At 62.0% G+C, this 19,296-nt stretch carries 18 protein-coding genes; 6 read left to right on the forward strand and 12 right to left on the reverse strand.

Translation table 11 applies throughout. The annotated features are described in order from the left end of the window. Window positions 1-9 precede the first annotated feature (9 nt). Window positions 10-1,182, reverse strand: coding sequence for an acetyl-CoA C-acetyltransferase (locus tag EHO51_RS03030; RefSeq protein ID WP_124737643.1), 1,173 nt, complete (start codon window positions 1,180-1,182; stop codon window positions 10-12). 244 nt (window positions 1,183-1,426) lie between these two features. Here EHO51_RS03030 and phaR point away from each other — a divergent pair, with 244 nt between their 5' ends. Beyond that, window positions 1,427-2,053 carry a polyhydroxyalkanoate synthesis repressor PhaR gene (gene phaR / locus EHO51_RS03035; RefSeq protein ID WP_124737644.1) on the forward strand — a complete coding sequence of 209 codons (627 nt, stop codon included), beginning with the start codon at window positions 1,427-1,429 and terminating at the stop codon, window positions 2,051-2,053. A 213-nt stretch (window positions 2,054-2,266) separates the two neighbouring features. Here phaR and ychF read toward each other — a convergent pair whose 3' ends face one another. Continuing rightward, window positions 2,267-3,364 (reverse strand): redox-regulated ATPase YchF, encoded by a 1,098-nt coding sequence (gene ychF, locus EHO51_RS03040; RefSeq protein WP_124737645.1) that lies wholly within the window; start codon window positions 3,362-3,364, stop codon window positions 2,267-2,269. 117 nt (window positions 3,365-3,481) lie between these two features. Next, window positions 3,482-5,263 (reverse strand): di-heme-cytochrome C peroxidase, encoded by a 1,782-nt coding sequence (locus EHO51_RS03045; protein WP_124737646.1) that lies wholly within the window; start codon window positions 5,261-5,263, stop codon window positions 3,482-3,484. A 115-nt stretch (window positions 5,264-5,378) separates the two neighbouring features. Here EHO51_RS03045 and EHO51_RS03050 point away from each other — a divergent pair, with 115 nt between their 5' ends. Then, on the forward strand, window positions 5,379-6,773 hold the full coding sequence (locus EHO51_RS03050) for a L,D-transpeptidase family protein (protein ID WP_245434723.1): 1,395 nt from the start codon (window positions 5,379-5,381) through the stop codon (window positions 6,771-6,773). 26 nt (window positions 6,774-6,799) lie between these two features. Here EHO51_RS03050 and EHO51_RS03055 read toward each other — a convergent pair whose 3' ends face one another. The 8 genes from EHO51_RS03055 to EHO51_RS03090 form a co-directional block, all read right to left on the reverse strand. Then, window positions 6,800-7,240 (reverse strand): GNAT family N-acetyltransferase, encoded by a 441-nt coding sequence (locus EHO51_RS03055; RefSeq protein WP_124737648.1) that lies wholly within the window; start codon window positions 7,238-7,240, stop codon window positions 6,800-6,802. Then, complete coding sequence (locus tag EHO51_RS03060) at window positions 7,237-8,034, reverse strand: ABC transporter permease (RefSeq protein ID WP_124737649.1); 798 nt, start codon at window positions 8,032-8,034, stop codon at window positions 7,237-7,239. The genes EHO51_RS03055 and EHO51_RS03060 overlap by 4 nt, the downstream gene beginning before the upstream one ends. Next, entirely contained in the window at window positions 8,031-8,825 is a 795-nt protein-coding gene (locus tag EHO51_RS03065) for an ABC transporter ATP-binding protein (RefSeq protein ID WP_124737650.1), read from the reverse strand. Before EHO51_RS03065 ends, EHO51_RS03060 begins: the two co-directional genes overlap by 4 nt. Before the next feature lie 15 nt (window positions 8,826-8,840). After that, window positions 8,841-9,827 (reverse strand): ABC transporter substrate-binding protein, encoded by a 987-nt coding sequence (locus EHO51_RS03070; protein ID WP_124737651.1) that lies wholly within the window; start codon window positions 9,825-9,827, stop codon window positions 8,841-8,843. 219 nt (window positions 9,828-10,046) lie between these two features. Next, window positions 10,047-11,381, reverse strand: coding sequence for a TldD/PmbA family protein (locus EHO51_RS03075; RefSeq protein ID WP_124737652.1), 1,335 nt, complete (start codon window positions 11,379-11,381; stop codon window positions 10,047-10,049). Between the two features lie 3 nt (window positions 11,382-11,384). After that, window positions 11,385-12,923, reverse strand: a complete 1,539-nt coding sequence (locus EHO51_RS03080) for a TldD/PmbA family protein (RefSeq protein ID WP_124737653.1) — start codon at window positions 12,921-12,923, stop codon at window positions 11,385-11,387. 61 nt (window positions 12,924-12,984) lie between these two features. Further along, window positions 12,985-13,674 (reverse strand): RluA family pseudouridine synthase, encoded by a 690-nt coding sequence (locus EHO51_RS03085; RefSeq protein WP_124737654.1) that lies wholly within the window; start codon window positions 13,672-13,674, stop codon window positions 12,985-12,987. A gap of 106 nt (window positions 13,675-13,780) precedes the next feature. Beyond that, window positions 13,781-13,960, reverse strand: coding sequence for a hypothetical protein (locus EHO51_RS03090; protein ID WP_205788994.1), 180 nt, complete (start codon window positions 13,958-13,960; stop codon window positions 13,781-13,783). 99 nt (window positions 13,961-14,059) lie between these two features. On the opposite strand from EHO51_RS03090, the gene EHO51_RS03095 reads away from it, so the two are divergent. From EHO51_RS03095 to EHO51_RS03110, 4 genes are all read left to right on the forward strand, one after another. Next, a complete protein-coding gene (locus EHO51_RS03095; RefSeq protein WP_124737655.1) occupies window positions 14,060-14,860 on the forward strand; it encodes an enoyl-CoA hydratase in 801 nt (266 codons plus the stop codon). A 356-nt stretch (window positions 14,861-15,216) separates the two neighbouring features. After that, window positions 15,217-16,092: a hypothetical protein gene (locus EHO51_RS03100; protein ID WP_124737656.1), complete on the forward strand. Its 876-nt coding sequence runs from the start codon at window positions 15,217-15,219 to the stop codon at window positions 16,090-16,092. Window positions 16,093-16,340: 248 nt separating this feature from the next. Continuing rightward, a complete protein-coding gene (locus EHO51_RS03105) occupies window positions 16,341-17,024 on the forward strand; it encodes a hypothetical protein (RefSeq protein ID WP_124737657.1) in 684 nt (227 codons plus the stop codon). Between the two features lie 40 nt (window positions 17,025-17,064). After that, window positions 17,065-17,547, forward strand: coding sequence for a hypothetical protein (locus tag EHO51_RS03110; protein ID WP_124737658.1), 483 nt, complete (start codon window positions 17,065-17,067; stop codon window positions 17,545-17,547). Window positions 17,548-17,589: 42 nt separating this feature from the next. On the opposite strand, the gene EHO51_RS03115 is transcribed toward EHO51_RS03110, so the two are convergent. After that, entirely contained in the window at window positions 17,590-19,296 is a 1,707-nt protein-coding gene (locus EHO51_RS03115; protein ID WP_124737659.1) for a hypothetical protein, read from the reverse strand.

Raw genomic sequence — 19,296 nt, forward strand, 5'->3', positions numbered from 1 at the left:
TGCCCCGGATTACCGTTCGACCGTCAGCGCGATGCCCATGCCGCCGCCGATGCAGAGCGTCGCGAGGCCCTTCTTGGAGCCGCGACGCGCCATCTCGTGCAGGAGCGTGGTGAGCACGCGCGCGCCGGAGGCGCCGATCGGATGGCCGATGGCGATCGCGCCGCCGTTGACGTTCACGATCGCCGGATCCCAGCCCATGTCCTTGTTGACCGCGAGCGCCTGCGCCGCGAAGGCTTCGTTCGCCTCGATGAGATCGAGGTCGGCGACCTTCCAGCCGGCCTTCTCCAGCGCTTTGCGCGACGCGGGGATCGGCCCGGAGCCCATCAGCGACGGATCGACGCCGGCGGTCGCCCAGGAGGCGATGCGCGCCAGCGGCGTCAGGCCGCGCTTCTTGGCCTCTTCGGCGCTCATCACGATGAGCGCCGCGGCGCCGTCGTTGAGGCCTGAGGCGTTCGCCGCCGTCACCGTGCCGTCCTTGGCGAAGGCCGGGCGCAGCTTGCCGACGCCCTCCATGGTCACGCCATGCTTGATATATTCGTCGGCGTCGATAACGACGTCGCCCTTCTTGGTCGAGATCGTATAGGGGATGATCTCGTCCTTGAACTTGCCGGCCTTCTGCGCGGCCTCGGCCTTGTTCTGCGACTTGACGGCGAATTCGTCCTGCTGCTCGCGGGTGATCTGCCACTGCCGGGCGACGTTCTCGGCGGTGACGCCCATGTGATAATTGTTGAAGGCGTCGGTGAGCCCGTCGATGATCATGGTGTCGACGAATTTGACGTCGCCCATTTTCGTTCCGGTGCGCAGCTGCGACGCATGCGGCGCGAGCGACATCGACTCCTGACCGCCGGCGACGATGATGCTGGCGTCGCCCGCCTGAATCTGCTGGGCGGCGAGCGCCACGGCGCGCAGCCCGGAGCCGCAGACCTGATTGATCCCGAAGGCGGTGGCGCTGTCCGGAACGCCGGCCTTGATCGCCGCCTGACGCGCCGGATTCTGGCCCTGCGCGGAGTCGAGCACCTGCCCGAGAATGACTTCGTTCACCTCATTGGGCTGGACGTTGGCGCGCTCGAGAGCGGCCTTGATGGCGACGGCGCCGAGCTCGTGGGCCGGAACCGCTCCAAAGGCTCCGTTGAACGATCCGACGGCGGTGCGCGCCGCGGAAACGATCACGATATCGGTCATCTGTCGATCTCCTTGCAAAAATAGTCCAACCGCCCGACCGCCTTAGCCGGCCAGGGGGCGAAGTGTTGGTCCTTTCGCGCTTGCGGTGGGCAAGCGCGGCCCGTTTTGCACGGAATCGAGCGGTAGCGAAAGGCTTTCGGCATGAAAATATTGCCGCAGGCGCCAATTTGCGCGTATCGTCTAACGCTAGACGGCTGTTTTTAGGCGGGTGGCGGCCGTGGGGCGAGGGGAGCATGTCAGGCGTATGGCGACTGAGAAAAAACCCACAACGATCAAGAAATACGCCAATCGTCGGCTCTATGACACCGGAACGAGCACCTATGTGACGCTGGAGGACCTTGCCGGGATGGTGAAGCGCGGCGAGGATTTCGTCGTGTGCGATGCAAAAACCGGCGATGACATCACCCGCCCGGTTCTGGCCCAGATCATCTTCGAGCAGGAGGGCAAGGAAGGCCAGAGCCTGCTGCCGATCGCCTTCCTGCGCCAGCTCATCCGCTTCTACGGCGACTCGATGCAGATGCTGGTGCCAAGCTATCTCGAATTCTCGATCGACAAGCTGACGAAGGAACAGCAAAGATTCCGGGATCAATTCGCCTCGGCGCTCGGCGTCGGGGGGGCTCCGTTCGCCGAGCCAACGCGGGCGGCGTTCCAGTCGCTCGAAGAGCAGGCGCGCAAGAACATGGCCGTGTTCCGTCAGGCGCTGACCATGTTCAATCCCTTCGGCGTGCCGACGGAAGGCATGATGACCACGGCGCCCTCGCTCGACGAGCAGGAGAATGGCGGCGTTCGCAAGGAAGGCGGCGACGTCGCCGACCTGAAGCGCCAGCTCGACGAGCTGAACAAGCGGATCGATAATCTGTCGAAGGGGTAAGGCTGGTTAGCGTAAGGCTGAGTTTCACCTTCTCCCGCAAGCGGGAGAAGGTGTCGCGCGAAGGCGCGACGGATGAGGGCAACGGCGTTCAGGAAATTGCGACGCCCTCACCCGACCCGGCCAAAAGCCCGTCGTTAGCGACGGGCGTCTTTACAGACGCCCTTTGGCCGGGCCAACCTCTCCCGCTTGCGGGAGAGGGGAGTCGCTGCGGATTTACGTATTAAACCTGAAATGCATGACGTCGCCGTCGGCGACGACATATTCCTTGCCTTCCAGCCTTAAGCGCCCCGCGTCGCGCGCCCCCGCCTCGCCCTTGTTTGAAATGTAATCGCCATAAGCGATCGTTTCGGCGCGGATGAAGCCCTTCTCAAAATCGGTATGGATCACGCCTGCCGCCGCCGGCGCGCGCACGCCTTTCTCGATGGTCCAGGCGCGCGCCTCCTTCGGGCCGACGGTGAAATAAGTGATGAGATGCAGGAGGTCGTAGCCGGCGCGGATGACGCGATTAAGCCCGGGCTCGGTGAGGCCGACGGCTTCGAGATAGTCCTTCTGCTCGGCGGCGGGCAGCACGGCGATCTCGCTTTCGATCTTCGCCGAAACGACCACCGCGGCCGCGTCTTCCTCGGCGGCGCGCACAGCGACTTTCGCTGATTGGGCGTTGCCTTCGGACGCCGACGCCTCTTCGACGTTGCAGACGTAAAGCACGGGCTTCGACGAGAGCAGCCCGAGACCCGCGAAGGCGACGCGCTCCTCCGCGCTCACCTTGGCGAGACGGGCGGGCTTGCCCTCGCGCAGCAGGACAAGGCAGCGGTTCATCAGATCGGCGAGTTCCTTCGCCTCCTTGTCGCCGCCCTTGGCTTTTTTCTCCATGGCGACGACGCGCTTTTCGAGGCTATCGAGATCGGCGAGCATCAGCTCGGTCTCGATCGTCTCGATGTCGCGGATCGGATCGACGCCGCCTTCGACATGGGTCACGTCGCCGTCCTCGAAACAGCGCACGACATGAGCGATCGCGTCGCATTCGCGGATATTGGCCAGAAACTGGTTGCCGAGCCCTTCGCCCTTGGAGGCGCCGCGCACGAGCCCGGCGATGTCGACAAAGGTCAGGCGCGTCGGAATGATCTCTTTGGAGCCGGCGATCCTGGCCAGTTCCTCAAGCCTCGGGTCCGGAACGGCGACTTCGCCGACATTGGGCTCGATCGTGCAGAAAGGATAGTTCGCGGCCTGCGCCGCGGCGGTCTGCGTGAGGGCGTTGAAGAGGGTCGACTTGCCGACGTTGGGCAGGCCGACGATGCCACATTTGAACCCCATATCCGTCCCGGTTTTTCGATTGCGCGTTGCGGCGCGGTATGCGGGGCGGCGCGAGAAAAGGCAAGGGGGACGGGCGTCCCCCTCGTCTTCATGCTGCGCTCGCGCGCGGCCTTTGCGCTAGAGGCTCTTCAAATATTCGAGAAGCGCCTTCTTGTCGGGTTCCGAAAGCGAAGTCCCGAAGTCGTGGCCGCAGCGACTGTTGCCGGAAGCGTCGCGGTTTTTCGGATCGCAACTGGCTGTGGTGGCGTAGGTGTCGTCGAACTTCGTCTGTTCCTTGGCGAGGCCGACGTTTTCGATGTCATAGGCGGGGCCGACCTTGAAAGACGCCGGACGGTCGGCAGGCTTTTTCAGGAGATCGGCGAGGGTCGGCACCGATCCGTTGTGCAGATATGGCGCCGCCGCCCAGATGCCTTGCATGACCCGAGCCTCATATGCAGGCGGCGTCTTTTCCTCCGGCTTTTGATAGAGAGTGGCGAGGCTTTTCCCGATGACGCCGAGAAAGTCCTGCCGCAATGCCTGCGCGGTCACATCCGGTCTATCGGACTGATTTTTTAGGCACTCCTGCAGCAGGGGCTCATATAGTGTGATGTCTCTGAAATGTATGGGCGCGCGGAGGATCGATTGGACGACAGCCACGGTCAAAATGTTGATCTGGCTTTCACCCTCGCGCTTTAATCTCTGATTAAAGGGAGGTTTGGGGAGCAACTGGCCTTCAAGCACGCCGGTTTTGCCGACACGCTCGAGAACCCCATATTCCGCAACGTCAGTTCCGACGTCCTGTATCGGCGTTCTCCAGGTAAATTTCGCGCATAAACGCTTGGCGGCGTCCTTGGTGTTGATCTCGTGGCAATTCGCTCCGCATTCGCGGTCGTAAATTTTCTTTCCGGCGTCGGCGAGTCCCTTGTCGACGCCCCACTGCCATTTTGGCGGCTCAATTTGCCTTATGAGCGTTTCGAGACGCATGAGGCCCGGCATATTGAGTGAAGAGCCATTCAGATATTCGACCCCGTCCGGATACAAAATATCTTTACGGGGATGAAAGACGCCGAAGACGCCATAAACCTCGCCGACGTTGCGCGCGAGGCCGAGAATGTCGTTCCCGTTTTCCGCAAACCCCGGCCACTGGGTCATATCCTGGACCGGCGCGTTCCAAAGGAAGGGATAACGCACGGGCGCGTTGGCCTTCTTTATATTCTCCTTGATGATGTGATCGGGCGAGGTCCCGATGTCCAACCCCGAGACGCGGTTGAAGATCATCGACACGGCGTCGAGACGCCCGACGCCCCATCCTTCGGGCGGCAGGGATTCTTTCATCAGCGCATGATAGGGCTTGAACCAGTCCTCCACCTGCCTGTGGAGTAATTTGCGTTCCAACTCCGTCGCATGTTGGCCCAGCACTTGTTTGGCGAATTCGGCGAATGTCGGCGCGTCGTTGACAACTTTATCGACGGACGTGTCGATGTCCGCGAAGAAGTGCTGAATGTCGACGATCGCCGGACCTCCGTCGATTCGCCACGACACTCCGCCGACGTCGATCTGGCGCGTATGGCACGCGGCGCATGTCATGCTGAGCGTCTTGCTCTCGGGCGCGACAAGAAATCCAACCGGGAGGCCGGCGGCGCTGTCCGGATTCGGCAGATAGCCGTAGCGCGTCATCCCGTCGTCGAGAAAATGTGAGCCGTCGGGACGCTTCAACGCCTTGAACCAGTCGAGCGGCATGATTCGCGAGCCTTGGTCGAGACTGTAGAATTCCGTGCGCTCGGCGGGCGTCCAATGATCTCCCTGATTTGCGTAGTTCAGTTCGGCGGCTGACGAAGGATTTGCCGCGGCGAGTGCGAGCAGCGCAGCGGCGGCGATGTGCGCACGCAATGGCGTGCGCAGCGCTTTGTTTGCAATCATGGCTCCCCCAAAACAATAGAATATGCGATGAAATTAGAGCATAGGCGCGCGTGATTCACAACGGGCGGCGGCGCGCCGCCGCTACGCGCGACGTGCGCGCCGACACGGCATGAAAATGAAGAAAACTCCTTCCGTTTCTCGTCTTGGCTTCCTGATTGGGGCGCTGTTGTCGATGCTCGCGACAGGCGCGCCGCTTCGCGCTGAAACCGCGACGCCCGAACCGGCGGCTGCGTCCGCGCAGCCGGCGCCGACGCCCGTAGCGCCGGCGCCTGCGGCGCCGTCCGAACCAGCGCCCGTAACGTCTGCGCCCGTGACGTCTGCGCCGCCTGTCAGCGCCGCGCCCGCCGCGCCGCAAGCGACAACGCCAGCGCCCGTTCAGGCCGCCGTGAAAAAGCCAAAGCCGAAACCTGCGCCGCCGCGCGAGACGGCGCTTTCCGATGATCCGACGCCCGCATTGCAGCCTCAGACATTTTTCACCACCTCGAAAGCGGCGGATCGCTATCGGCAGATCGTCGATCGCGGCGGATGGCCGAGAGTGGGCGTTTCGCTTCGGCCTGGCGCGAAGGGAGCCGCGGTGTCGACGCTGCGCCGGCGCCTCGCCGCCGAAGACGACAGCCTCGTCGACACGGCCAAAGAGAAATGGGACGCCGATCTCACCGCGGCGGTGAAGCGCTTTCAGTTTCGCCTCGGGCTGAAACAGACGGGAGTCGTCGCCGGCGCGACGCTACGCGAACTCGACGTGCCGGCCGAGACCCGATTCCATCAGCTCGAGTCCACCGCACAACGGCTCACCGCGTTCGATTTCGCCTTTGGTCCGCGCTACATCGTCGTCAACATTCCGTCGACGGCGGTCGATGCGGTGGAAGACGATCGCGTCGTGCGCCGCTACGCCGCGATCGTCGGCGATCCCGAGCATCATTCGCCGGAGCTGCATGCGAAGGTCGTCGCGGTCAACATCAATCCGACCTGGACGGTTCCGGTCTCGATCATCAAGAACGAGATCGCGCCGAAGATGCTGAAGGACCCGACCTATCTGCAGCGCTCGCACATTCGCGTGCTGAACGGCCATGGCGAGGAGGTCGATCCGCGCTCGATCAACTGGGCGAGCGAGCGCGCCGCCCAATACACACTGCGGCAGGATTCCGGCGCGGACAATTCGCTGGGCTCGATCCGCATTTCAATGCCCAATTCCCATTCCGTCTACATGCATGACACGCCCTCGCGAAATCTCTTCGCCAATGATTATCGCTTCCTCTCGCATGGCTGCGTGCGCGTGCAGGGCGTCGTCGATCTCGCGGCCTGGCTGCTTGACGGCGAATCCGGTCCGCAGATGAGCAAGGATGACATCAACGCAAAAATCGCGTCGGGCGAACGCGAGGAGGTGCGGCTGACGCAGCATGTGCCGGTGGCGTGGGTCTATATGACCGGCTGGGCGTCGGCGGACGGCCTCGTGCATTTTCGCGACGACGTCTATCATCTCGACGAAATCAGCGGCATCGCCGAGCAATGAAGGCGTCGTCAAATTCCGTATGAGCCCTACAGCGTCACGCGGTAGCGAACGAAAGTGTCGGCTTCAACGAATGAATCATAGAGGCGCCGCGCGCGTTCATTGTCCGCTTGCGTATGCCAATAGAGGCGCGCCCATCCGCGCGCGCGTCCAAGATCGACGAGGTCTTGAACGAGCGCGCGTCCCACGCCCGCGCCTCGAATAGTTGGATCGACGAAAAGGTCTTCGAGGTAACACGAAGGGGAGGAGGTCCAACTGCTTTCATGCAGCACGGAGACGGAAAAGCCGGCGATGCATCCCTCCCTTTCAGCAATCCGGCCGATCATGGCCGAGGTTGGGTCGAGAAGGCGGCGCAAGGTCAATTCCGTCACGTCTATGGGCACAGCCGTTTCATAGAAATCATTATAGGCTGCCCAGAGTCTGCGCCACGCCGCGGCGTCCGGCTCGCAAATGTCCCGGATGAGCGTCATTCGTCTTGCGCTCTGGCGCTTTCGTGCCAACCGCGCAGCAGAACATAGGAGAGCGCCGCGAGCGCGCCGTAGATGGCTAAGCCGCTCAGTGAGATGAGCGCCAGCGCCGCGAACATGCGCGGGATGTCGAGACGGAAACCCGCTTCGACGATGCGATAGGCGAGGCCGGTTCCCTGACCCGACGCGCCCGCGGCGAGCTCCGCGACGATGGCGCCGATGAGCGCCAGTCCGCCGCCGATGCGCAGGCCAGCGAGGAATTGCGGCAGCGCCGACGGCAGGCGCAGATAAATCAGCTTCTGCCATGGCGAGGCGCGATAAAGGTCAAACAGGTCGCGCAAGCCGAAGTCGACGGAGGCGAGTCCGAGCGACGTGTTCGAAAGAATCGGAAAGAAGGCGACGAGAAAGGCGCAGACCAGCACCGCATTGCCGGGCTGCAAATAAACCAGCAGCAAAGGCGCGATAGCGATGATCGGCGTGACCTGCAAAGTGATGGCGAAGGGCAGCAGCGCGCGCTCCAGCCATTTCGACTGGGCGATGAGCAGGGCCAGCGCGACGCCGCAGACGGTGGCGATAACAAGCGCCTCGAAGGTGACGCCGAGCGTCACCATCAGCGACGAGAACAGGAGTTCACGGTCCTCGATCAGCTTGGTGAGGATGACGCTCGGCGCCGGGAGAATGTAGGGCGGAATGTTTTTCCAGCGCACGAGCGCTTCCCACAGCGCCAGCACCGCGAGAAGAACTGCGAGCGGCACGCCGATGTCGCGCCAGGCGATCGCGCTTGGTTTCTGGATCATGGCGTCGCCTCTTCGATTGAGACGCGAAGCGCCTGCGACGCCCGGCGACACACGTCGGCGAAAGTCCTGCTCGACCGATAGTCGTCGTCGCGTGGGATCGCCGGGTCGATCTCGATCTCGTCGATGAGTCTGCCGGCGCGCCGCGACATCACCACGATGCGCGTCGAGAGATAGGCGGCTTCAAAAACCGAATGGGTGACGAAGACGATCGTCGCGCCGAACCGGCGTTTGAGCGAGAGAAGATCGTCATTGAGTTTGAAGCGCGTCACCTCGTCGAGCGCGGCGAAAGGTTCGTCCATCATCATCAGCGTGGGCCGCGTCACCAGGGCGCGGGCGATGGCGCAGCGCATCCGCATCCCGCCGGAGAGTTCGCGCGGCAGCGCCCTCGAAAAGTTGAGGAGGCCGACATGCGCGAGCGCCTCTTCGATGCGCAGCGACGCCGCCTCGCGCGGAACGCCCTTAAGCCGCAGCGGCAGAAAGACATTGTCGAAGACGCTCGCCCAGGGCAGCAGCGTCGCATCCTGGAACACGACGCCGATATTGTCCTTCACTTGAGGCGCGCTCCAGTCGATCGCGCCGGCGGTCGGGCTCGCGAGCCCTGCGATGAGTCGCAGCACCGTCGACTTGCCGCAGCCCGAAGGCCCAAGCAGCGTCAGGACCTCGCCGTCGCGCACGTCGAGATCATAGTCGGCGAGGGCGACGAGCCCACTTGGGAAAGTCTTACCGACTGCGCGCAACGAAACGAGCGCGGGCGCCGCCATTTGCGTCTCCGCGATGTCACGCGCGCTCATGTCGGGTCCCGGGCGTCATTTCGGCCGCAGCTCCATGCCGACCTTCCTGCCGATAAAACGCAGCGTGTAGCCGCGCGTGTAATCAACGTCGGCGGGAACCACGCCGGCCTTCGCTATTTTATCGAAAAAGCTCTTCATCCGCGCGTCGGTGATGACGCCGACGCCATAGGTCAGCGCGTCGCCGGAATCGACAATGCCGCGCTCCTTCATTTTGGCGAGGGAATAGGCGATCTGGCCGTCGGTCATCTCCGGATTGTCGCGCTTGATCATCGCATTGGCTTGAGCGTTGTCGCCGTACAGATAATTGTACCAGCCGACAATCGAAGCGTCGACGAAGCGCTGCACGAGGTCGGGAGTCTTGGCGATCGTGTCGGCGCGCGACTCGATCGTGGTCGAATAGCCGTCATAGCCGTAGTCGTGCAAAAGAAAGACGTTGGGCGTGAACCCGCCCGCGCGCTCGATCGCGTAGGGCTCCGAGGTGAGAATTCCCTCCTGAATCGACGTCTTGTCGGCAAGGAACGGCGCCGAATTGAAATTATAAGGCTTGGCGTTTTGGTCCTTGAACCCATAGGCCTGCTTCAGCCATTGCCAGACGGAAGCGCGCATGTCGCTGGCGATGAAAGCCGTCGCCTTCGGCAGATCTTCGAAACGATCGAGGCCGACGCCAGGATGCGACATGAAAATCACCGGATCGACCTGAAACATGCTCGCGACGGTGACGACCGGCACGTTCTGCTGCACCGATTCAAACATCTGAATGGTGTTTGCGCCCATCGCGAAGTCGACCCGGCCCGCGGCGAGCAGCAGCCGCGCGTTGAGCTGCGGGCCGCCTTGCAAAAGGGTCACGTCGAGTCCGTAGCGCGCATAAGTGCCGTCGGCGACGGCCTGATAGAAGCCGCCGTGCTCGGCCTGCGCCCGCCAATTGGTGGCGAAACGCACCTTGTCGAGCGCGAGGGCCGGCGCCGCGATGAGGAGAGCGATGAGCAAGGCGAAAAGGCGCATGGTGCGGCTCCGGCGGGTTGCTTGAGTGTCATTCCCGACGCTTCGCTGAGGCGAAGCGATCGGGAATCCAGAGCAAGCGCGGTGTTTTGAAGAAGCCTGGATTCCCGATCAGACCTTCGGCCTGTCGGGAATGACAGTACTGTAAATGCAGCGATTTGCGATTCGCATGACCAAGCGCTCCTTCGTAACGCGGCGATCATACATGAACGCGCGCGGGCTCTATATCCCGCTCGACTTCGACGAGAAATTGAAGCCTTCGACGAGCATCGCCGGCGCCGCCGGCGCGCCGCCTTCGCCCGCCGCGCGCCAGGTCCGACGCGTTGGACCGAGCGCTTTAATGTTGCTGAACAGCTCGCCCAATCGCTGATTGAAGCGCATGTTGCGCATGGGCGCGACGATCCGGCCGTTTTCGATGAGAAAATTGCCGTCGCGCGTGAGGCCGGTCAGCAGCAGGCTCTTCCGGTCGACGATATTGGTGTACCAAAATCTCGTCACCAGAACGCCGCGCCGCACCGAGCGGACCATGTCGTCCAGCGAAACGTCGCCGCCGGACATCACGAAATTCTGCGCGAAGGGGATGGGTTCGGATTCGGTTTTTTGCGCCCAGGCGCGTGAACGATAGAGCGTCGTCACAACGCCGTTCTCCACAAAGGCGCGGGCGCGATGCGGCACGCCCTCGTAACCGACGGCGGCTTCGGGCGCCAGCGGATCGGCCGGATCGACGCGGATCGTGAGCTTTTCGTCAAAGAGCTTCTCGCCCAAAAGCGCGCCGCCGCCAGGACGCGCGAAGAAGCTTCTCCCCTCGTCGGCGGCGCGCGCCTCCATTGTTCTGATGAGCCAAAAAGCGAGCTCGGTCGTCGCCTCCGGCTCGAGAACGACGGTATAGGCGCCGGGTTCGAGATCAACCGGCGTCGCGTCATGGGCGCCCTTGGCGCAGGCGACGCGCGCGATCGCTTCGGCGTCGAGTCGATCCGCAAAGAATTGATGCGCGCCGGCCCAGCCCGACCAAGCGTCGGCGCGGTTGCGCGCCGTGGCGGAAAGATCGATTTCGCTGCGCCGCTCATAGGCGAAAAGGCCGGCGCTCGTCGCATATGCGTCGAATCGCCTTGCCGTCGTCGCGCAGCCGAAGGTGTCGACGCCGATGCGCGCGCCTTCCTCGATGACGCGCGCCGCCGCGTCGGCGAGGGCGTCGAGTCGCAGATTGGCGGTCGCGTCGTCATAGCGGTCGGAGAAACCGTAATTCTGCGGGCCGAGCGGCGCGACGTAATCCGGGTCGACGGGCAACATCCGCGCGATCTCTTCCGAGCGCGCCACGGCGCCGGCCAGCGCCGCGTCGTCGAAACGCGAGATGCTGCAGGAGCCGATGCGCCCGCCAATATGTGACGAAATGCGCAGAGCAGCTTCCGCGGTCGCGAGATTGGTCGTCGCGCCGCCGCGCGCGAAGCGCAGACTTTGATCCAAGCCGCCTTGGATATGCACGGCGCAGGCGTCAGCTTTGGAACGCGTGAGCGCCTTGTCGGCGATCGACTTTGCGTCGTCTGAAGAAAGAAACATGCGCTATGCGTCGTCGCTCGTGTTCAATACGCGCACGTTGCGAAAGAGCGCCGGGGGGCTGCCATGCGAGACCGGCGCCACCTGCACCGGCTCCGCCTTGCCGCAGGTGAAGGTGCCGTCGAGATGATAGGCGCTCGCGTCGCATAGTCCTGCGAGGGAGTTCCAAAATTGCGTGGTGCGGCCCTGATAGGCGCCGTCGCGCAGCAGATCGCCGAGCTGGCCGTTCCTGATCTCATAGAAGAGCTGTCCGCCGAACTGGAAGTTGTCGCGCTGCTGATCGATGCTCCAACTGCCGGCGCCCACGACATAAATGCCGTTCTCGACATCGCTGATGAGATCATTAAAGGAGCATTTCTGAGGATTGGGCTTGAGCGAAATATTCGGCATGCGCTGAATGGGAAACGTCGTCGGACTGTCGGCATAGGCGCAGCCGTTCGAATGCGACAGGCCGATGAGATGCGCCTGTCCAAGCGCCATCTGGAAATTCCTGAACACGCCCTTTTCGACGATGGCGAACTCAGCGGCTTCGGCGGGGGCGCCGTCGTCGTCGAAGCCGATCGTGGCGAGCGCGCCGGGCTGCGCGCGATCGGCGACGATCGTCATCAATTCGGAGCCGAACTGCAATTTGTTGAGCATATGGGGTTTGACGAAGCTCGTTCCGGCGAAATTCGCCTCCCAGCCCAGCACGCGGTCGAGTTCGGTCGAATGGCCGACCGTCTCGTGAATGGTGAGCCACAGATTCGTCGGGTCGATCACGACGTCGTAGTCGCCCGGCGTCACTGGCTTGGCGCCAAGCTTCGCGCGCGCGTCCTCGCCGGCCCGCGCCGCTTCCTCGATCAGGCCGGCGCCGACGATGTAATCCCAGCCGGCGCCGCGCGCCGGCGCCAGGCACTCGCGCGTCGCAAAACGGCCGCTGGCGCGGTCGATGGCGGTCGCCTGAAAGTTCGGCGCGACGCGCGTGCGGGTTTGATGAATGCGGCTGCCAAGACTATTGGCGAAGAATCGCTCTTCGCAGGTCGCCGAAAGCGACGCGGAACAAAAATCCGCGCCGTGATCACGCGCGCTGGCGATGATCGACAGCAGCAGGTCGGCCTTCTCGCTCGCGGACACTTCGAAGGGATCGACGCCCATAGGCATGATCCATTCGGCTTCATGCACGGGCAGCCGCTCAAGCGCGATCGGCTGGGTTTGTATCCGCTTCACCGCGCGGGCGTTTTCCAGCGCGCGCTCGACGCCATCGCGCAGGCTCTGCGGATCGAGCCGCCGCGCGCCATAAAATCCCCAGCAGCCGTCGAGCAGCACGCGTATGCCGAAGCCTTGCGACGCCCGCTCGTCGAAACTTTCCAAGCGGTCGTCCTTGGCGAAGGCGTATTCGCGCCGCGTTTCGCCGATTCTGACGTCGGCGTAACTCGCGCCATTTTGCCTCGCGCCCGTCAGCGCGATATCGGCGAGATCGTAGAGCAGCGCGCGGTCCAGCGCGAAAGCGCTGCGGCCCCTCGCGCAGGAGGCTTCGCTCGTCGAAGGCGGGGCGGCGGGCGCCATTGGTCGCTCCATAATTCCCTCGATATGTTGGTCGTTTCGGCGGTGATTTGCAATCGCCGTGTTATGGTTGCGCTTCGCTGTTCCATCCGCATGCGGCGAGCGCCTCGCCCATATGCGCGGGTGGCGAAGCGACAGCTTCCACGGGCGGCTTGCCGTCCTGCATCGGCACGCTCACCGCGCGCGCATGAAGATGTAGCGGGGCTGAGTCCTCGCGGCGACCTGAGCCGTAGATGGGATCGCCGAGAATGGGCCATCCCATCGCCTGGGCATGCACGCGGATCTGATGCGTGCGACCGGTGTGCGGCGTGAATTCGATGAACGTCAGCGCGTTATCCGGACTTCTGCCACGCACGCGCCAGGATGTTCTGGCGGGCAGGCCGAGCGGGTCCGGCCGCATCCACCAGCCGCGCGTCGCGTCGAGCCGTCCGAGCGGGAGGTCGATTTCCCCTTCTTGGCCCACGGGGGCGCCTTCGACCACCGCCCAGTAAGTCTTGCCGATGCGGCCGGACTTGAACAGCCCGCCGAGCCGCTCGAGAGCCTTGCGGTGGCGCCCAAGAACAAGGCAGCCGGACGTGTCCTTGTCGAGTCGATGGGCCAGCGCCGGCGGCCGGGGCAGGCCAAAGCGCAGCTGGTCGAAGGCGTCTTCAAGGCTCGGTCCGCCCTTCGGCCCGCGATGGACGGCGACGCCGGCGGGCTTGTCGATGATCAGCATCAGCCCGTCGCGGTGGAGCAGGCGAGAAAGGAGGTCCATGGCGGGCTTATAGCAGCGCCGCGCGCAAGAAGGCGCTATTTCACGGCCGGCGCGGCTTTTCTGAGTGAATCCGCGCCGCCGATGAACTCTCCGTCGTAGAAACAGCTCAATATCGTATGCTTGACGGCGCTATGCAGAGTCGGCGGCTTGAGTTCCGTTCGTTGACGGCGTTATGGGAGATGATCTCGACGTCGTCGACGTCGGCGAAATACTCGACGCGTTTTCCCGTATATTCGACATAGGCCGATGCGCCGACGCGCTGGTTCGCGTCGTTGACGCCGTTCATGAGGACGACCTTGTCGGGGTCCAAAACAAGCCGACATCGACGCCGAATGGCTGCTATTGAGCGATCCGGCGACGTTGAAACTTTGCTTTCCGAGGAACAATGGCGATCATATCTCCGACCCCGAAGCTGCGCGTCACGATCGAATTCGGCGTGGCGCGCCTCTACATCGAAAACCCCGCCAAGCGGAACGCGTTCGACTTTGAGATGTGGCGCGCGCTGCCGCCGCTGCTGCGCGCCGTCGACGCGGCGGAGGAAGCGCGCATCCTCGTCATCAGCGGGGCGCCGGGTCTGCCGTTCTGTTCCGGCGCCGACATCAGCGAATTCTCCAACCTGCGCGCGACAAGCGAGGGCGGGCGCATCTATGAGAACGCCAATGTCGAGGCCTTCGACTCGATTTCGAATCTTTCCAAGCCGACGATCGCGGCCGTGTCGGGATTCTGCATGGGCGGCGGATTCGGAATCGCCTCGGCCTGCGACCTGCGCGTCGCCGATGGGCAAGCGACGTTCGCGATTCCGGCGGCGAAGCTCGGCGTCGGCTATCCGCCGGCGGCGATGGCCTATGTCGTCGCCGCCGTCGGCCCGCAACTCGCGTTCGATCTCTTTTACACGGCGCGCCGCCTGACCGCTGATGAAGCCAAGGAGCGCGGCTTCGTCAGCCGCCTCTTCGCCACCGAGAGTTTCGAAGGCGCGGTGCATGCGCTCGCGGAAACCATCGCCGCGGGCGCGCCTCTGACCTTGCGCGCCGCCAAGGCGGCGATCCGCGCCGCCGCAGGCCTGCCCGGCGCGTCGTCGCATGAGCAGTGTGAAGCGCTGACGAGCGCCTGTTTTGACAGCGCGGATTACATGGAAGGGCGCGCCGCGTTCCTCGAGAAGCGTGAGCCGAATTTTTCCGGGCGATGACGTTACTCGCAGCCGTGGCGCGCGCCGTCGCGATGGGGCCGTCGCCAGCGTAAACGCGCGCTTTGCTTATGCCAGTGCTTCGAACTCGGGTTAATCCAGCTCGCTTTCAGCCGTCATGCCCGGCCTTGCGCCGGGCATCCACGCCGGGACATCGCGAAACGCATCGTGCGGAGACGTCGCGTGAATGGCCGCGACAAGCGCGGCCATGACGCGGTGAGAGGACGCCTTGTTAACCTGGATTCGGAGCCCTGTTGTTTATGCAGGTCGGCTTGACGGCGTGGGCATAGCGGTTACTGTTTCAGCGACGATTGGCGATGCCTATCCCCGTGTAGCGGCGAATTACGGGAAGGATTGTCTTGAGGCCTTTCAACAAGCGTTTGCGCAGATCATCGTCTGCCGCTGGAGGCAGGCTGCGCCTCGGCGCGCTTCTGCTCGCCGCGATGCTTTTCGGCAGCGCGGCGCCAGCCGGAGCGGGGGAAAACTACAGAGGTCACGATCCCGACTCCTACGAGTGCAGTTCGGACTTCAACATTCTCAACCGATTTTCTGCGCCGCCCGGCGTTTCCGCGGCGCGCTCGACCAAATATTCTGACATAAAGTTCACCCGCGAGAACAACATCATTTCGGTCAAGGACGCGTCGAATTCGAGCGATTTGGCCTACATCTCCGTGGACGAAAACACGAAATATTGCGCCGTTAAAGAAGTGGAAATCATAAAGAAACGCACAGAACCTTTTTTTAAAGATCCGCGACTCTATCCTCAAAAATGTAACATCAATTATCATGCATTTCATACGAGAATTGTCATAGACGCCGAGTTGCCGGTAAGAGCGTTTTTATTGCAAGGCTCACCGCCGGAGTTCGATAAGATGGATCATATCGTCGATGTTGATGTTTACCGCACAGAGGACTGGCGAAAAAGAAATTCTGCGGAGGGATGTCGAGAAATAAGCGGAAGCTCAGATGGCGCTTTCTTTGCGATGAGTTCACTTGGATTTAGCACAGCGAACATGTCTGCCCTCAACTTATTGGAAGAAGCGCCGTATAAACTCAAAAATGGTGATACTTATTTTGTTTACGAGCGCCAAGCATTGACGAAGGCGCGGCCGGGGGGGGGGGGCGCGGCCAAAGTAAGAAGTTTGGTTCGCGATGACCCCAACCATACGTTTAGGAGAAGTTATGAAAACATGCCTGCCCCGTGTAGCGGCGAACCAGGGGGAGGATTGTCTTGAGGCTTTCAACAAGCGTTTGCGCGCCTCATCTGCTGCCGTTGGGGGCCGGCAGCGCCTCGGCGCGCTTTTGCTTGCTGTGACGCTGGTCGGCAGCGCCTTTCCGGCGGCGCGTCGTTGGTTGAACTAGAAGGATCGGTCCAGACAATGGCGGAACAGCGCGAAAAGCTAACTGACAAAGACGTTATTGAAGCTGTGACCGGCGCCTCCCTGATGGCGACAGTGTTGAGCGGATACACTGAGGTTTAAAAATGTTTGAAACGGTTCACGAAAGAATATTCGGCGCTATATTTATCGTTCTTCTTGCTGCGAGCGTGACAACTGTTTTATGTTCAGCAGATAAAACGAAATACCAAATAGATGCGCCTATGGTTCTAGGGGGCGCAGCAGCCATCACGGTTGTGCTTACGCCATTGTTAATGCTGATATCCCCAATTATTCAGTCTTTATCCAGGTATGTTTCGGATGGTAATCAAATTGCAGTCAATAAACAGTATATATTTGGCTTTTCTGCGCAACAATATGAAGTTTTTTGTAATCAATATGGCGCATTTTGTGACAACGATTCAGTATTTCATCAGTTGGACATTCTGGCGCTGGCGGCGTGCATTATCGCAGGCCTCAGGATTACGCTTTCTATAGGTTTGGCGTTGCTTGGGCGCCCGTCAAGCCTCGAGCATGTGAAGGCAATGGAGCGTTACGGCAAGGGTCCGCTAGGCTATGCCGTTTGGATTATTTTACCTATAGGGGGTTTTTGGCTGGTCTCCTATCCAGGAGCATATAAAAGCGCTCTGCTTATTAAAAAATTACTGGAGAGCCATCCGGCCGTAATGCTCATTATCGTCGCGGTGGCATTTGTATTCTCCGTGCAGTTTCTTACAGAACTCATACTGACATATATTTGTTTTGCTGTTTTAAAGGCGCGGCGGATGTGAAATGTTCAGCAAAACTGAAAGGCGAGTGTACAAATTTGTGATGAACATGGCGGCGATTCTGGCGGCGCTGCCGGTTGTCGTATTATTTCTTCTCACCGGACTCAGGGAAGTTTTGCCGCCGCGTGACGACGGCGAAGACGTCACTGAGCTCATAATTTCCGCGCCTCGTCAAAATCAGCTCTTGAATCTGAACCAGCTGTTTTCGGCGGACACGATCTGCGTTGTGCCGCCGGAGGCCAATATCAACGAATATATTCGGCGGGCGCTGCCCGAAAAGCAGATCTCAGTTCCGGGCGATGATGACGATTACGAGGACAATGTGGCGCGCTGGCGCATTGTCGCGAGCTGGGACGCCACGCGGCTCGTGAAAGTTTTCCACGTATGGTCTACGACGACGTCAAAGAGAAAATATCCTTTGGAACTCTCAGATAAAGATAGAGATGCGCCAGGCGCCATCTGTTCCAGGCGACTTCTCGTGAAAATAGAAACAATAAACGGAGAAGCGACAGCGACAGTGCAGTAAACGTTGGCGGACCGCCGGTCAGCAGCAGCCAGGCCTCGCCCATCATCGGTCGGCGCTCGCCTCGACTTCTATGCTCTCCAAAATTTCGTTCGGCTTTCGCGCCAGCACGTCGATGGCGTTGACGCCCTTCGGCGCGGCAAAACGCAGATGGAGCCGCTTCGGCTTCTCGATATAGGCCGAAACCGCGTCGGCGATCCGCTTGGCGTTGGCGCCGGAGCCGCCGAGCGTATTGATCGCCGTCGCGGCGGCTTTGGCGTAATCGGCGCGCGCCTTGTCGACGGACGTCTTCTGCTCTTTGGCTTCAAGCGCGAGCACGCGATCGACGAGACCGTCGCCTTCGAGCGTCAGATCGATCGATTTGATCGACGTCGTGAGCATGGCGGCGCGCGAAATGAGGGGCGAAGACGAGAACGCCGCGCTCGACACATTGCCGAAGAGCGCCGAAAGATGCGCCACGCCCATGTTCTTCGCGTCGATCGCGACAGGCTCCAGCGCCGCTTCCGACGTTTTCTCGCGCCACTCGCCGGCGGCGAGTCCGGAGAGCGCGAGTTCGCGATAGCCGAGCGCCAGGAAATGCGCCGTCGTCTGGGTTTCGCCGCGCGCCGAAAGATCGACGATGAAATTGTCGACGCGCCCGGAGAATTTCGTCGGCGTCGAGCTAAGAAAATTATCGAATGTCGCGCTGGCGTTCTCGACGCTGAATTTCATTCGCGACGGTTCGCTGGTCTTGGAGTCGGGAATATCGGCGGCGACGCCGCGCGCCTCGATTCGCGCGAGCTTGGGATAGGCGGCGCCCTCTAAAACCGGAGCCAGCTGCAATTCATTCAGCGCAAATCGCTTGACCGACAGATGGCCGCCGTCCGACGCGGCGAGCGAGAAATCGTCGAAAAACATCTCGCCGGCGCCGGCGCCCGCGACTTTGCGCATGCCGGCGCGCGCGATCTTCGCCGTGAACGGCTTCTCCGCGGGTTCGCCCTTGCCGGCGGCGACGACGTCATCAACCTCGATCGCCGCCGCCTCGAAGGATTGCAGCGCGTCGAGGACATCGCGCATCAGCGCGGGATCCTCTTCGGGCTTCGCCGGATCGAATTTCTCGAATCTTTCAATAAGTTTGCCGGCGGGAGTCCGCAGCGCGCGGCCGCGCACGCCCTCGATCTTCAGGCGGCCCGTCGTCAGAATGAGATTGGCGCTTGCGTCTTCGAGGCGTGACGATTCGACGATTTCCTCCTCGACCAATGGCTTCAGCGGCGCATTGGCCTCGCTGCGCGTGGAGAGCGCCAGATGCGCGAGTTCTGCTAGATCGACGCCCTTGGCGACAGAGGCGCCCCAGAAGACGCGCTGAACGCCGCCTTTCGTGGATTCGATCGTTTCCTCGCCGCCGTCGCCGCGCACGGTCACCGCGCGTCCGGACACGACATTCTCGAAAAGCAGCTTGCGATACGCGGCGCGTTCAATGTTCGACTCATTGCGGCTTTCGCTCGACATGGAAGGCACGGCGATTCGCCGCGCCGAAATGCGCGCAAGACGCGCCGCGACATTGCCGTCGCCGCTCAAAAACAGCGTGGCCAATTCCGTCAGCGGCAGACTCGCGCCTTCGATTTCGATGTGCGGGATACGATAGGTCGTCGCGCCGAGCGTGATGACGAGATTGTCGAGCGTCAGCGGCTTTTCGCCGGCGCCCGGCGAAGGCGCGGCGAAACTCATGAGCGAAAGCGACGTCACGACGCCGATAGCGAGGGATCTGCGCAT

The organism is Methylocystis rosea (assembly GCF_003855495.1).
In the GTDB taxonomy this organism is placed as follows: domain Bacteria; phylum Pseudomonadota; class Alphaproteobacteria; order Rhizobiales; family Beijerinckiaceae; genus Methylocystis; species Methylocystis rosea_A.

Coding starts and splice junctions, on each gene's coding strand:
- EHO51_RS03030 (WP_124737643.1), bottom strand. CDS start 1,182: ATGACCGATATCGTGATCGTTTCCGCGGCGCGCACCGCCGTCGGATCG.
- phaR (WP_124737644.1), top strand. CDS start 1,427: ATGGCGACTGAGAAAAAACCCACAACGATCAAGAAATACGCCAATCGT.
- ychF (WP_124737645.1), bottom strand. CDS start 3,364: ATGGGGTTCAAATGTGGCATCGTCGGCCTGCCCAACGTCGGCAAGTCG.
- EHO51_RS03045 (WP_124737646.1), bottom strand. CDS start 5,263: ATGATTGCAAACAAAGCGCTGCGCACGCCATTGCGTGCGCACATCGCC.
- EHO51_RS03050 (WP_245434723.1), top strand. CDS start 5,379: ATGAAGAAAACTCCTTCCGTTTCTCGTCTTGGCTTCCTGATTGGGGCG.
- EHO51_RS03055 (WP_124737648.1), bottom strand. CDS start 7,240: ATGACGCTCATCCGGGACATTTGCGAGCCGGACGCCGCGGCGTGGCGC.
- EHO51_RS03060 (WP_124737649.1), bottom strand. CDS start 8,034: ATGATCCAGAAACCAAGCGCGATCGCCTGGCGCGACATCGGCGTGCCG.
- EHO51_RS03065 (WP_124737650.1), bottom strand. CDS start 8,825: ATGAGCGCGCGTGACATCGCGGAGACGCAAATGGCGGCGCCCGCGCTC.
- EHO51_RS03070 (WP_124737651.1), bottom strand. CDS start 9,827: ATGCGCCTTTTCGCCTTGCTCATCGCTCTCCTCATCGCGGCGCCGGCC.
- EHO51_RS03075 (WP_124737652.1), bottom strand. CDS start 11,381: ATGTTTCTTTCTTCAGACGACGCAAAGTCGATCGCCGACAAGGCGCTC.
- EHO51_RS03080 (WP_124737653.1), bottom strand. CDS start 12,923: ATGGCGCCCGCCGCCCCGCCTTCGACGAGCGAAGCCTCCTGCGCGAGG.
- EHO51_RS03085 (WP_124737654.1), bottom strand. CDS start 13,674: ATGGACCTCCTTTCTCGCCTGCTCCACCGCGACGGGCTGATGCTGATC.
- EHO51_RS03090 (WP_205788994.1), bottom strand. CDS start 13,960: ATGAACGGCGTCAACGACGCGAACCAGCGCGTCGGCGCATCGGCCTAT.
- EHO51_RS03095 (WP_124737655.1), top strand. CDS start 14,060: ATGGCGATCATATCTCCGACCCCGAAGCTGCGCGTCACGATCGAATTC.
- EHO51_RS03105 (WP_124737657.1), top strand. CDS start 16,341: ATGTTTGAAACGGTTCACGAAAGAATATTCGGCGCTATATTTATCGTT.
- EHO51_RS03110 (WP_124737658.1), top strand. CDS start 17,065: ATGAACATGGCGGCGATTCTGGCGGCGCTGCCGGTTGTCGTATTATTT.
- EHO51_RS03115 (WP_124737659.1), bottom strand. CDS start 19,296: ATGCGCAGATCCCTCGCTATCGGCGTCGTGACGTCGCTTTCGCTCATG.